This is a genomic window from Amphiplicatus metriothermophilus (genome assembly GCF_900199215.1).
GTDB classification, from domain to species: Bacteria; Pseudomonadota; Alphaproteobacteria; order Caulobacterales; family Parvularculaceae; genus Amphiplicatus; species Amphiplicatus metriothermophilus.
This window is the reverse complement of the sequence record NZ_FZQA01000004.1, coordinates 130812-143673: the sequence shown is the minus strand read 5'-3', so window position 1 is coordinate 143673 and position 12862 is coordinate 130812. Positions and strand designations below refer to the sequence as shown.

General features: G+C 68.5%; 12 protein-coding genes. 9 read left to right on the top strand and 3 right to left on the bottom strand.

Features of this window, described 5'->3' with window-relative positions; translation table 11 throughout:
* The first annotated feature begins 54 nt into the window (after nt 1-54).
* The 5 genes from CHB64_RS10290 (at nt 55) to CHB64_RS10270 (ending at nt 5314) form a co-directional block, all read left to right on the top strand.
* Nucleotides 55-552 (top strand): hypothetical protein, encoded by a 498-nt coding sequence (locus CHB64_RS10290; RefSeq protein ID WP_089412542.1) that lies wholly within the window; start codon nt 55-57, stop codon nt 550-552.
* Nucleotides 553-911: 359 nt separating this feature from the next.
* Nucleotides 912-2300 (top strand): MATE family efflux transporter, encoded by a 1389-nt coding sequence (locus CHB64_RS10285; RefSeq protein ID WP_089412541.1) that lies wholly within the window; start codon nt 912-914, stop codon nt 2298-2300.
* A 77-nt stretch (nt 2301-2377) separates the two neighbouring features.
* Nucleotides 2378-4090, top strand: coding sequence for a methionine--tRNA ligase (metG, locus tag CHB64_RS10280; RefSeq protein ID WP_089412540.1), 1713 nt, complete (start codon nt 2378-2380; stop codon nt 4088-4090).
* Nucleotides 4091-4097: 7 nt separating this feature from the next.
* Complete coding sequence (locus CHB64_RS10275; RefSeq protein WP_089412539.1) at nt 4098-4526, top strand: gamma-glutamylcyclotransferase family protein; 429 nt, start codon at nt 4098-4100, stop codon at nt 4524-4526.
* A complete protein-coding gene (locus tag CHB64_RS10270; RefSeq protein WP_089412538.1) occupies nt 4523-5314 on the top strand; it encodes an SDR family oxidoreductase in 792 nt (263 codons plus the stop codon). Before CHB64_RS10275 ends, CHB64_RS10270 begins: the two co-directional genes overlap by 4 nt.
* Before the next feature lie 20 nt (nt 5315-5334).
* Here CHB64_RS10270 and CHB64_RS10265 read toward each other — a convergent pair whose 3' ends face one another.
* The gene (locus tag CHB64_RS10265) at nt 5335-5652 is read right to left on the bottom strand and encodes a polyhydroxyalkanoic acid system family protein (RefSeq protein ID WP_089412537.1); all 318 of its coding nucleotides are present in this window, start codon (nt 5650-5652) and stop codon (nt 5335-5337) included.
* Nucleotides 5653-5791: 139 nt separating this feature from the next.
* Between CHB64_RS10265 and CHB64_RS10260 the strand changes: the two genes are divergently transcribed.
* Entirely contained in the window at nt 5792-6553 is a 762-nt protein-coding gene (locus tag CHB64_RS10260; RefSeq protein ID WP_143265997.1) for a DUF1499 domain-containing protein, read from the top strand.
* Nucleotides 6554-6570: 17 nt separating this feature from the next.
* Here CHB64_RS10260 and purN read toward each other — a convergent pair whose 3' ends face one another.
* Both purN and purM read right to left on the bottom strand, forming a co-directional pair.
* On the bottom strand, nt 6571-7236 hold the full coding sequence (gene purN / locus CHB64_RS10255) for a phosphoribosylglycinamide formyltransferase (protein ID WP_089412535.1): 666 nt from the start codon (nt 7234-7236) through the stop codon (nt 6571-6573).
* A 5-nt stretch (nt 7237-7241) separates the two neighbouring features.
* Nucleotides 7242-8246 (bottom strand): phosphoribosylformylglycinamidine cyclo-ligase, encoded by a 1005-nt coding sequence (gene purM, locus CHB64_RS10250; protein ID WP_089412534.1) that lies wholly within the window; start codon nt 8244-8246, stop codon nt 7242-7244.
* Between the two features lie 156 nt (nt 8247-8402).
* On the opposite strand from purM, the gene CHB64_RS10245 reads away from it, so the two are divergent.
* The 3 genes from CHB64_RS10245 to CHB64_RS10235 all read left to right on the top strand — a co-directional run bounded on the left by CHB64_RS10245 (nt 8403) and on the right by CHB64_RS10235 (nt 12824).
* Nucleotides 8403-9806: a DUF2066 domain-containing protein gene (locus CHB64_RS10245; RefSeq protein ID WP_089412533.1), complete on the top strand. Its 1404-nt coding sequence runs from the start codon at nt 8403-8405 to the stop codon at nt 9804-9806.
* Nucleotides 9807-9854: 48 nt separating this feature from the next.
* Nucleotides 9855-10511 (top strand): P-loop NTPase family protein, encoded by a 657-nt coding sequence (locus CHB64_RS10240; protein WP_089412532.1) that lies wholly within the window; start codon nt 9855-9857, stop codon nt 10509-10511.
* Nucleotides 10512-10619: 108 nt separating this feature from the next.
* Complete coding sequence (locus tag CHB64_RS10235; RefSeq protein ID WP_089412655.1) at nt 10620-12824, top strand: RNA degradosome polyphosphate kinase; 2205 nt, start codon at nt 10620-10622, stop codon at nt 12822-12824.
* Nucleotides 12825-12862: the final 38 nt, after the last annotated feature.

Here is a 12862-nt window from a genome sequence, read left to right as displayed (position 1 = left end):
CCACGCTTCGGACCTTAGCTTCCAAGGCCGGCGGGGGAACCGGGGAGGTTGGCGATGGCTCTTTACGTTGCGAACGCGATTCCGGGCCGCGGCCCTCTTTACGACATCAGGCCGGTCGAACGCGCGCCCGTCCGCGGAGGCGGCGTTTTCGCGCCCGTGTTGTTCCTGAAAAATCTGGTCCAGGGCGCCTGCGCCGGGCTTTTGACGCTGCTCGGCGCGATGCATTTTTCCGAAGGGCTCGCCGCGACGAACGGTGCGGCTGCGCTCGCGGCCGACGCGGGTTTTTCCGCAAAGATGGATGCGATCATCGAACGGCTGCTGCAGGGCGGCGGGCCGGGCGTCATCGAGATTCTCGGCGCGATGGCGCTGTTTTTGAGCGCCGGGCGCGGGCCGGCTCGAATGCTTGGCCTTCTCGGTTTCGTGGCGATCACGCTCGCCTATGCAAACGGCGTGAGCGAGGCGGACTTCGTCGGCCTGATCGAGGAGCTCTACGACCGGCTCAAAGCGTTGCTGGCCCAGCTGCAGGCGGGCGCGGGCGCCCAGGCCATCTGACTCGCCATTCCCTCCGGGACCGGCCGGCGGCGCGTTCCTGCGTAGAAGGCGCGCCGTCGGCCGGCTTCTTTGAGATTGACAGGGCGCGGATGAAGGCGTAGCCAGCTTCCTTCCGGCGCATCGGCGCCGACCTTTGCGAGAGGCCGTCATGAAGCTCAATTCGATCGTCGAATGCTTCGAAGCCATGCGCCTGCGCGCGACGCGCGCCCGCATGGCCTGCGCCGCTCGCGAGGGAAAAGGCATCTAGCTTTTCGTTTCGGCCGTCCGGCCTTTCCCTCCGAGCCGCTCTGCGCGCCGGAGGGTTTTTCGTCCGCTCTCCCGCGCGCGCTGAGTTTCAAAAAGATCCTCTTTGCGAGCACATGATGTTGGAGAGCGCACAGAACCTTCCGCAGACCGAGCGCGCCGCGCCCTGGCGCGGCGAGCTGAAGGCGCTTTTGTCCGTCGGCGCGCCGATGGCGCTCACGCAGCTCATTCAGTTTTCGGTCAACACCATTGACGTGCTGATGATCGGCCGGCTCGGCGCGGCCCCGCTGGCCGCCGCCTCGCTCGGCCTCGTCCTCTATTATGTCGCGTTCCTCGCCGGTTTCGGGCCGGCGATGGCGGTCTCCCCGCTCGTATCCCAGGCGCTCGGGGCGGACCGCGACAATGTCGGGGACGTGCGCCGCTCCGTGCGCATGGGCCTGTGGGCGATCGCGCTCATCTTCGCGCCGGCGCTCATCCTTTTTCTGTGCACGGAGGCGATCGTGCGCGCGCTCGGCCAGCCGCCGGCGCTCGCCGCGCTCGCAGCGCCCTATGTGCTCGCGCTCGCGCCCGGCTTGCCTTTCATGCTGGCCGTGCTGATGCTGCGCAACGTGCTCGCCGCGGTCGACCGCACGCGCGCGCCGCTCGTGGTCATCATCCTTACGACCGCCCTCAACGGCTTTCTCAATTATCTGTTGATCTACGGGAACTGGGGCTTTCCGCGGCTCGAGCTCGTGGGCGCCGGGATCGCTTCGTCCGTGTCGCACGCCGTCGGCTTCCTGCTGCTCGTCGGCTACATGCGCGTCGAGCGGGAAAGCCGGCGGCTGTCGGTGTTCGCGGATGCGCTGCGTCCCGATTGGGAGCGGCTGAAGGAGATATTCCGACTCGGCTGGCCCATCGGCGTGACGACGGCGTTCGAGGCGATGCTGTTCAACGCCTGCGTCTTTCTGATGGGCCGCATCGGGGTGGCGGAGGTCGCGGCCTATCAGGTTGCGATCAACGTCGCCGCGCTCGGCTTCATGCTGCCTTTCGGCCTGTCGATGGCGGGAGCGGTGCGGGTGGGGCTCGCCGCCGGCGCGCGCGACGCCGCGCGGGCGCGGCGCGCGGCCGTTCTCACGATCGGGCTGTGCGCGGGCGCGATCATGATCGTGGCGATACCCTGTCTGCTCGCGCCGCATTTCGTGGCGGGGCTTTATCTCGAGCCGGACGAGCCGGACAACGCCCGCGTGCTGGCGCTGGCGGCGAGCTTTCTGCCCGTCGCGGCGGCCTTCGCCCTTTTCGACGCGGTGCAGGTCGCCGCCAATCAGTGCCTGCGCGGGCTGAAGGACGTGCGCATGCCGATGCTGCTGACGGGGATCAGCTACTGGGCGATCGGCTTCCCAGTGGCGGCGTATTTCGGGCTCGCCACGCCCCTCGGCGCCGTCGGCGTGTGGTGGGGGCTTCTGGCGGGGCTGGCCTCGGCGGCGGCGCTGCTGGGCGCGCGGCTTTATTTGCTGCTGCGGACGTAAAGAGCTGAAAGGCCGGTTTTTCCCGGCGGGCGAACCCGCTATAGGACAGCCGGCCCGGCCGGCGCAGGAAAGGCGACATGACCCGCATCCTCATCACCTCCGCATTGCCTTACATCAACGGCGTCAAGCATCTCGGCAATCTCGTGGGCTCGATGCTGCCGGCTGACGTCTATGCGCGGTTCGAGCGCGCGCGGGGCGCGGAGGCGCTGTTCATCTGCGCCACCGACGAGCACGGCACGCCGGCCGAGCTCGCTGCGCGCGCGGCCGGCCAGACGGCGGAGGAGTACTGCGCCGAGCAGCATGAAATCCAGAAGCGCGCCGGAGAGGCCTTCGGGCTTTCCTTCGATCATTTCGGCCGCTCGTCCAACCCGCCGAACCATCGACTCACGCAGCATTTCGCCGCCGTGCTGGAGGAGCGCGGCCTCATCGAGGAGCGGGTCGACGAACAGATCTATTCGCTCGACGACCAGCGCTTTCTGCCCGACCGCTATGTGGAGGGAACCTGCCCCGAATGCGGCTACGAAAAGGCGCGCGGCGATCAGTGCGACAATTGCGGGCGGCTTCTCGATCCCGTCGATCTCATCAATCCGTATTCGGCGATTTCCGGCTCGCGCAACCTCGAAGCGCGCAAAACCCGGCACCTCTATCTTCTGCAATCGAAGATGCAGGACCGGATCGCCGCCTGGGTGGACTCGAAGAAGGACTGGCCGGCGCTCACGCGCTCCATCGCGCACAAGTGGCTGAAGGAGGGACTGAAAGACCGCTCCATCACCCGCGATCTCTACTGGGGCGTGAAGGTGGTGAAGGACGGCAAACCGCGCCCCGGCTTCGAGCACAAGGTTTTTTACGTCTGGTTCGACGCGCCCATCGAATATATCGGCGCGACGGTCGAATGGGCGGAAGCGACGGGCGGGGACTGGCGGCGCTGGTGGCGGCTCGACGAAGGCGCCGGGGACGTGCGCTACGTGCAGTTCATGGGCAAGGACAACGTCGCCTTCCACACGGTGAGCTTTCCCTGCACCATTCTGGGCTCGGAAGAGCCGTGGAAGACGGTCGACACGCTCAAGTCGCTCAACTGGCTCACCTGGTACGGCGGCAAGTTCTCGACCAGCCAGAACCGCGGGATTTTCATGGATCAGGCGCTGGAGCTATTGCCCGCCGATTACTGGCGCTGGCATCTGATGGCGAACGCGCCCGAATCCGACGACGCTTCCTTCACGCTCGAGCATTTCGCCTCGGTTGTGAACAAGGACCTCGCCGACGTGCTCGGCAATTTCGTCAACCGCATCACGCGCTTTTGCGCGGCGCGCTTCGGCGAGGCGGTCCCGGGCGACGACGCCTATGGCGAGGCGGAGGCCGCGCTCGTCGCCGAGCTCGACCGGCGACTCAAAGCCTATACGGCGCATCTCGAAGAGATGGAGTTCCGCAAGGCCTTCGTCGAGCTGCGCGCGATCTGGGCGGCGGGGAACGAATATCTCCAGATCGCCGCCCCCTGGACCAAGATCAAGGAAGACAGGGCCGCCGCCGCCGCGTCGACGCGCGCCGCGCTCAACCTCATCGTCTTCTTCGCGGCTCTTTCTCAGCCCGTCATTCCGTTCACGGCCGAAAAGATGTTCGCGATTTTCGGCCTCGATGCGAAAGAAGCGGGCCGATGGCCGACGGACGCGAAGGCCGCGCTGGATTATCTCGAACCTGGCCGGCCTTTCACGCCGCCGGAGGTGTTGTTCAGGAAAATCGAGGACGAACAGATCGCCGAATGGCGGGAAAAATTCGGCGCGCCCGTCGAATAGCGCGCGAATGGGCGGGACGGACTATCTCTTCGTCTACGGAACCTTGCGGCGCAAAGGCGGCGCGCCGCTCGCAGGCCGGCTCGCGCGGGAAGCGGTTCTTGTCGGGCCTGGCCGGTTTCACGGACGGCTTTATCTGGCGAAGGGCTACCCGGCGGCGGTCGACTCCGGCGATCCGGGCGAGGCCGTTCATGGCGATCTCCATCGCCTCGGGGACGATCCCGCTCTCCTCGCCGCGCTCGACGTTTATGAGGGTTTCGGTCCCGCCGCGCCGACGCGGGGCGGCTGGCGGCGCGTCCTGCGTCCGATCGGGGCCGGGCGGCGCTGCATTTGCGCATGGATTTATCTCTATGACGGCTTCATAGATGAGGCGGCGCGCATCGAGGGCGGGGATTATCTCGCCGCGCGGCAAGCTGGAAGAAGGACTCGCCGTTCATGATGAAAGATCTTTTTTCGCTTGAAGGCCGCGTCGCGCTCGTCACGGGCGGTTCGCGCGGCATCGGCAGGATGATCGCGCAGGGCTTCGTGGAGCAGGGCGCGAAGGTCTACATCTCCTCGCGCAAGGCCGACCAGTGCGACGCGACGGCGGCGGAGCTGTCGCAGGGCGGCGGCCAGTGCATCTCTCTGCCGCAGGACGTCTCGACGGTTGAAGGGTGCAAGGCGCTCGCCGAGAAGCTTGCCGCGAAAGAGAAATCCCTCGACATTCTGGTCAACAACGCCGGCGCGGCCTGGGGCGCCCCCTTCGACGAGTTTCCCGAGCACGGCTGGGACAAGGTGATGAACCTCAACGTCAAGTCGCTCTTCTTCCTCACCCAGGCCCTGCACGGCCTGCTCAAGGCGGCGGCCTCGCCGGAGCGGCCGGCGAAGGTCATCAACATCGCCTCGATCGACGGCATACGGATCAACCCGTGGGAGACCTATTCCTATCAGGCGTCGAAAGCGGCGGTGATCCACCTGACGCGCCGCATGGCCGCGCGCCTCATCGAGGACGACATCGCCGTCAGCGGCGTCGCGCCGGGGGCCTTCGCGTCGGAGATGAACCGCGTCGCGCGCGACGCCGGCGACGAAGTGGCCAAGCGCGTGCCGGCAAGGCGCATCGGGCGGCCCGAAGACATGGCGGGCGCGGCGGTGTTCCTCGCTTCGAAGGCGGGCGATTACGTCGTCGGCGACACGCTCGCCGTCGACGGCGGCGTCGCCTATTGCACGACGACCTCGATCGACCGCTGACGCATCCGTCCGCAGACGGCCTATTTCTTCTCCAGAAGAAGCCGGCCTTTCTTCTCGACCCGGCCGGCGATCTTCTCCGCGATCGCGGCGAGAAGGTCGGGCAGCACGACCTCGATGCGCACATGCTGCGGGAAGACGTCGATCGTTCCCGTGACATGCTGGCCGAATCCGCGCGCGGCGAAGACGAGACGGTCTTCGCCCGCCCAGTTCTCCTCGAACCTGAACAGCATTCCGCCGGCGATATGGCGCTTGAGATCGCCGAATCCGTCGGCGACGCGCCGGCGCGCCTCCTCCTTGCCGAGATCGTGGGAAATCGTCACCGTCACCGGCCGGGCCATGGCGTCCTCCTGCGCATGCCGCGCAGATGGGGGCGCGCCGGGCCGGATGCAAGCGCGCCGGCGATCGCGCAAGCCGCCGGTGCAATCGCGCGCCGGCCGGGCTATGCTCGGCGCCGTGCGGGCGGAAATGGAGGGGTTTATGCGGACGATCATTCTTGTCGTAAGCGTCGCGGCGATCGCCCTGGCGCTGACGGTGGCGGCGCTCGGGCCGGGCGTGCGCTTCGGCCTGTGGGATTACGGCGCGGCGCTCGGCTGGCTCAGAACGCTCGCGCTGCCGACTCTGGTCGCCGCAGGCCTTGCGGGGCTCGCCTTCCTGCTGGCGCTGTGGAAAGCGCGCGGGCTCGCGCTGGTCGCGCTGGTCGCGGCGGCGGGCGCGGGCGCGGCGGCCTATGCGCCGATCAAGATGCGCGAGCTCGTGCGCGCCAATCCGTTCATTCACGACGTCACCACCGATTTCGAGAATCCGCCGGCGATCATCGCGGGGGCCGACTGGCCGCGCAAAAATCCGCCGGACTATGTCGGCGCGGAAAAAGTGCGCGATTCCGGCATGACGGTCGCCGAAGCCCAGCGCGCGGCCTTTCCCGACATCGCGCCGCTCATGCTCGAGACCGACCTTTCGGCGGCGCGCGAGCAGGCGCGCGCGGCGATCCTCGCGATGGGCATGGAGATTCTCGCCGAAGGGCCGGCGGGCGATTCTTCCGGAGACGGATGGCGCATCGAGGCGGCGGCGACCTCCTTCTGGTACGGCTTCAAGGACGATTTCGTCGTGCGCCTCGCTCCTCGGGAAGAAGGAGGCGTGCGGATCGACGTGCGCTCGAAATCGCGCGTCGGCGGCTCCGATCTCGGCGCCAATGCGCGCCGGACGCGCGAGTTTCTCAAGCGGATGCAGGCCGCAGCCTGAGAAGCCGGGCGCGCCCGTCACGCCGGCGGATTGAGCAGCGCCGCGCCGGCGGGCGGCGCGACGTCGAGCGCTGCGATGCTCCCTGCGCCGAGCCGCGCGCGCCCTTCGGCGACCAGACGCAGACATGCCGGGTACAGACGATGCTCCTGTTCGAGGATGCGCGCGGCGAGCCGCGCCGCGTCGTCGCCGGGCAGGACCGGCACGGCGGCCTGGCCAAGGATCGGGCCGGCGTCCATCTCGGCGGTCACGAAATGCACGGTGCAGCCGGCGATCTTCACCCCCGCCGCGATCATTCGTTCGTGCACGTCAAGTCCTTTGAAGGCGGGCAGGAGGGAAGGGTGGATGTTGAGCAGCCGGCCTTCCCATTTCGCGACGAAGCCGGGAGTCAAGAGGCGCATGAATCCGGCGAGGCAGACCAGCTCGATCTTCGCCGCCTTGAGCGCCGCGTCGAGCGCCGCGTCGAAGGCCGCGCGGCCGGCCTCGCCCCGGCCGAATTCGCGGTGATCGATCGTCAATGTCGGCGCGCCGGCCCGCCGCGCGCGGGAAAGGCCTTCCGCATCAGGACGATTCGAGATCACGAGCGCGATCTCGGCCGGATAATCCGGCGCCGATGCGGCGTCGAGCAGAGACTGCAGATTCGTTCCGCGTCCTGAAATAAGAACGGCCGTCCGCGCGCGCGCCATGCCGCTTACGCCTTCTCGACGGCGCCGACGACGCGCGCCCGCTCGCCCGCGGCGGCGAGCGCGGCGAGCGCGGCGTCCGCGCCGTCGGGCGCAATGACGAGAACCGCGCCGATCCCGCAATTGAAAGTGCGGCGCATTTCCTCCGTAGACAGACGGCCTGCCTCGCGCAGCCATTCGAACACAGGCGGCAGGGCGAGGCTCGCCTCGTCGAAGCGCGCCCTGAGCGTTTCGTCGAGAACGCGCGGCACGTTCTCGACAAGGCCGCCGCCGGTGATATGGGCGAAGCCGCGCGCGTCGTGGCGGCGCAGGATCGGCAGCGCAGACTTCACATAGATGCGCGTCGGCGCGAGCAGCGCCGCGCCGAGGGTGCGGTCCGGCTCGAAAGGCGCGGGCGCGTCCCAGGAAAGGCCCGCCTCGGCGACGATCTTGCGAATGAGCGAATAGCCGTTCGAATGCGGGCCGGAGGAGGCGACGCCGATGAGAACGTCGCCGGGCGCGGCCGGACGCGGCAGAAGCGCCTCGCGCTCGACGGCGCCGACGCAAAAGCCCGCAAGGTCGTACTCGCCCTCGGCGTACATGCCGGGCATCTCGGCGGTCTCGCCGCCGATCAGCGCGCAGCCGGCTTCCGCGCAGCCGGCGGCGATTCCTTCGATCACCTTCGCCGCAACCCCTTCGTCGAGCCGGCCGGTCGCGAAATAATCCAGGAAAAACAGGGGCTCGGCGCCCTGCGCCAGCACGTCGTTGACGCACATGGCGACGAGATCGACGCCGACCGTGTGATGAATCCCCGTCGCGAAGGCGATCTTGAGCTTGGTGCCGACGCCGTCCGTCCCGGAAACGAGCAGCGGGTCGCGATAGCCCGCGGCCTTGAGGTCGAACACCCCGCCGAAGCCGCCCAGCGCCGCGTCCGCGCCGGCGCGCGCCGTAGCCCGGGCGAGGGGCGCGATGGCGGAGACCAGTCTCTCGCCGGCGTCGATGTCGACGCCGGCCTTCTTGTATGCGTCGCTCATGGCGCCCGTGTAGACCAATCGCGGCGCGACGCAAGCCGCATTCAGGGGGAAACGCCGGCCGGGCCGGCCGGCGGGAAATCGGCCCGCCGGGGATGCGCGCCGCGCCGCGCGCCGGTATAACGGCTCGACTCGCCGGAAGGCTTGCGGAGAAACGGGATGAATCGGTTTTGGCGTCGTGTGAAGGGCGGTCTGGCGGCCGCCGGGCTCGCGTTTTTCGGCCAGTCGGGCGGCGCGCTCGCGGTGGGCGACGACGTCTTCGTGGTGCCGCGCGTGCCGGTCCAGGCCGAAGCCGAGAGCGCCGCGGCGGCGAAGGCCGCCGCCCAGACCCAGGGCCGCCGGCGGGCGATGGACATTCTCCTGCGCCGGATCACGGCGGAGGAGGACTGGATCTATCTGCCGCGCCTCGCGGCCGGCGAGCCGGCTCCGGCCGCCGAGCCCGCCCCCTACGGGGCGGAAGGCGCCGACCCTTACGCTCCCTTCGACCCCTATGCGGCGCGGATCCCGGGCGAATCCTACCCTGAAACGCCCGGCGTCGCCGAAAAGCAGGCGATCGTCCTGACCGACCGCGATCTCGAAAATCTCGAGTCGAGCTTCGAGGTCTATGGCGAGAAAAGCTCGGCGCGCACCTATCGCGCTTTCATCACCTATCGCTTCAAGCCGGACGCCGTGCGCCGGCTCCTGCGCGAGGCGCATCTGCCCTACAGCGAAACGCAGATGCGAACCGCGCTGGTGCTGCCGGTCCTTCAGACCCAGAACGGGCTTTATCTGTGGGAGGAGAACAATCCCTGGATGGCGGCGTGGAAATCGCGGCCCTTCAACAACGAGCTGACGCCGATGATCGCGCCTCTGGGCGATCTCGAAGACGCCGCGCGCGTCACGCCCCGCAAGGCTCTCGACCTTGACGCCGAGGCGCTGGAGGCCATGGCCGATCACTATGCGGTCAGCCAGGTCATCGTCGCCCATGCGCTGCTGCGTCAGCAGAACGGCGAAGACCGGCTTACGGTCCGTCTCATCAACGGCTATCGCGAAGCGGCGGCCGAGGCGCCCTTGAGCGCGCTCGAGGAAGACATCACGGGGCTTCTCGAGCCGGGCGAGTACGAAACCGTCCAGCCCGGCGTGGAGGAGCTCGCCGCGAAGACCGGCGACGTTCTGGCGCAGGTCGCCCTCGCGGAGCCTTCGGGCAACTTCCCGACGCTGGCGGAACGCGCGATCGAGTCGGCGATCGCGAAATACGCCGCCGGCTGGAAGGCGCGCACGCTGATCGACCATTCTTCCGAAGCCGTTCTCGAGACCAGCGCCTTCTTCCGCTCGCTCGACGACTGGAAACGCATTCGTGCGGGCCTCGACGCGACGCCGCTCGTCGGCTCGGCGCAGGTTTTCGCGCTGTCCCCGCGCGGGGCGGAGCTGCGCCTCAAGGTGTTCGGCGATCCGAACCGCCTCGCGGTGGCGCTCGAGAATTACGGCGTCGTCTTCTGGACCGAGGACGGCGAGCGCTGGCTGCTCGCCGCCGCGTCCCAGGCGAGCCAGCTTCGCGGCAGCCGCCTGCTGCGCCGCCGGTAAGGGCGCCCCCGGCGCAGGGCCCGCCCGCCGGAGGGACGAACGCGATCGATGACGACCCAACTCGCCCTCGACTTTCCGTCCGCGCCGCCCCGTTACCGGCGCGCGGACTTCATCGCCGCCGGGGCCGCCGCGTCGGCGCTCGCGGCGGCGGACGGCTTCGCCGCTTCGTCCGAGCCGGCGCTGGCGATCTGCGGGCCCGCCGGCGCGGGCAAGACGCATCTGGCCCACATTCTCGCCGAAGCGCTGGGACGCCCCGTGGTCGCGCTCGCCGACGCCGTCGGGCGGCCGTTCGCGCCGGGGGCGCGGCTGATCGCCGACGACGCCGACAGGGGCGCCGACCCCGGGGAGTTTCTCGCCCTCGTCGAAGCCGTGCGGGAAAGGGGCGGACGGCTGGTCCTGGCCGGGCGCGGCGACCCGCGGGACTGGGCCGGGGGCCTGCGCGATCTCGAGACCCGGCTGGCCGCCATGGCGCGCATCGTCATGCCCGAGCCCGACGAAGCGCTGCTGCGCGCGGTGATGCTCAAGGCCTTCGAGGATCGCCAGCTCAGGGTCTCCCCGGGCGTCGTCGACTACGCCGCGCCGCGCCTTCCGCGCACCTACGCGGCCGCGCGCGCCTTCGTGGAGGCGGCCGAAGAGGAGCTCAAAGCCGCCGGCCGGCCGATCAATCTCGGGCTTGCGCGGCGGGCGATCGCGCGGCTCTTCTGACGGGCGCCTTCTAAATCGCCGCCGCGGGCGTATGTTTATGTAACGCTTTTGGATTAGGTTTCCGCCGGCGACGGCGGCAGGGACGTTATGGCCAACGCGGACGACGCAATGCGCAGCGAAGAACGGATCGCGGCCGATCTCGTCGAGCGCGCGCGCCCGCCCGCGCCCGAACCGCCGCGCTACGCCCCGGACTCGCCGGACCGCTTCATCAACCGCGAGCTGTCCTGGCTCGCGTTCAATTCCCGCGTGCTGGAAGAGGCGTTCAACGAGCGCCATCCCATCCTCGAACGCCTGCGGTTCCTGTCGATCTCGGCGAGCAATCTCGACGAGTTCTACATGGTGCGCGTGGCGGGCTTGCGCGGACAGGTGCGCGAAGGCGTCAGCGTGCTGAGCCAGGAAGGGCTCACCCCGCAGGAGCAGCTCACCCTCATCAACCAGCAGACTTTCGAGCTGATGGAGCGCCAGCAGCGCTGCTGGCGGATGCTGCAGCCGGCGATGCGCGAGGCCGGCGTCGAAGCGCTCGACGCCGAGGAGCTGACGGCGGAGGAGGAGGCCTGGCTGGAGGAGGAGTTCCTTCGCAACATCTTCCCTATTCTCACGCCGATCGCGCTCGACCCGGCCCATCCGTTTCCGTTCATCCCCAATCTCGGCTTCGTCCTGTGCTTCAACATGAAGCGCAAGGACGGCTCGGTGCTGACGACCCTGCTGCCCCTGCCGATCAAGATTTCGCGCTTCATCCGGCTGCCGGCCTTCAACCGCGCCGACGACCGCAGGAACGTCGTGCGCTTCATCGCGCTCGAAAAGGTCATCGTCCGGTTCATCCGGCACCTCTTTCCCGGCTATGTCATGGCCGATCACGGCGCGTTCCGGATCATCCGCGACTCCGACGTGGAGATCGAGGAGGAGGCCGAGGACCTCGTGCGCGTGTTCGAGACGATGCTGAAGCGGCGCCGGCGCGGCGACGTGATCCGCGTCAAGATCGACGCGCGCACCCCGCCACAGCTCCAGAATCTGATCTTCGACCGGCTGCGCGTGACCGCGCAGGACATCGTGCGCATCGACGGCATTCTCGGCCTCGCCCAGACGAGCGAGATCATCCCCGCCGACCGGCCGGATCTGCAGTTTCCCGCCTATGAGCCGCGCTTTCCCGAGCGCATCCGCGAGCATGGCGGCGACTGCTTCTCGGCCATCCGCTCGAAGGACATCGTGGTGCATCACCCTTACGAGTCCTTCGACGTCGTGGTGCAGTTCCTCAAGCAGGCCGCCGCCGATCCGCAGGTCGTCGCCATCAAGCAGACGCTGTACCGCACCTCCAAGCAGTCGCCAATCGTCAGTGCCCTGATCGAGGCCGCCGAGGCGGGCAAGAACGTGACCGCCCTCGTCGAGCTGAAGGCCCGCTTCGACGAAGAGGCGAACATCAATTGGGCGCGCGCGCTGGAACGGGCCGGCGTCAACGTGGTCTACGGCTTCGTCGAATACAAGACGCACGCGAAGCTCTCCATGGTGGCGCGCGAGGAGGCGGACGGCACGCGCACTTACACCCATGTCGGCACCGGCAATTATCACCCGATCACGGCGCGCATCTATACGGACCTGTCTCTGTTCACCTGCGATCCGGCGATCGGGCGCGACGCGGCGAAGGTGTTCAACTACGTCACCTCCACCGCGCCGCCACAGAGCTTCGAGCGGTTCTTCGTCGCGCCGGTGAACGCCCGCGAGAAGATCATGGGGCTGATCGACGACGAGATCAGACACGCCAGGGCCGGCCGGCCGGCGGCGATCTGGGCGAAGATGAACGCCCTCGTCGACGGCGAGATGATCGACAAGTTCTACGAGGCGAGCGGGGCCGGCGTGCAGATCGATCTCGTCGTGCGCGGCGTGTGCTGCCTGCGCCCGGGCGCGCCGGGTCTGTCGGAAAACATCCGTGTCAAGAGCATCGTCGGGCGGTTTCTGGAGCATGCGCGCATCTACTGCTTCGGCGCCGGCAAGCCGCTGCCGCACCCGGGCGCGAAGGTGTTCATCGCCTCGGCGGACCTGATGCCGCGCAATCTCGATCACCGCGTCGAGATCTTCTGTCCGGTCCTCAATCCGACCGTGCACAGCCAGATTCTCGACCAGATCATGGTCGCCAACCTGAAGGACGAGGCGCAGAGCTGGCGGCTCGGCCCGGACGGCGTCTATACGCGGGTCGAGATCCCCGAAGGCGCCGCGCCGTTCAATGTTCATACTTACATGATGACGAATCCGAGCCTGTCCGGGCGCGGCGCGGCGATCGAGTATCATGCCCCCAAGCCCCTGACGGGCGGGCGATGAGCGCGCGGCGGGGCGGGACTCGACAGCGCGGGAATCGG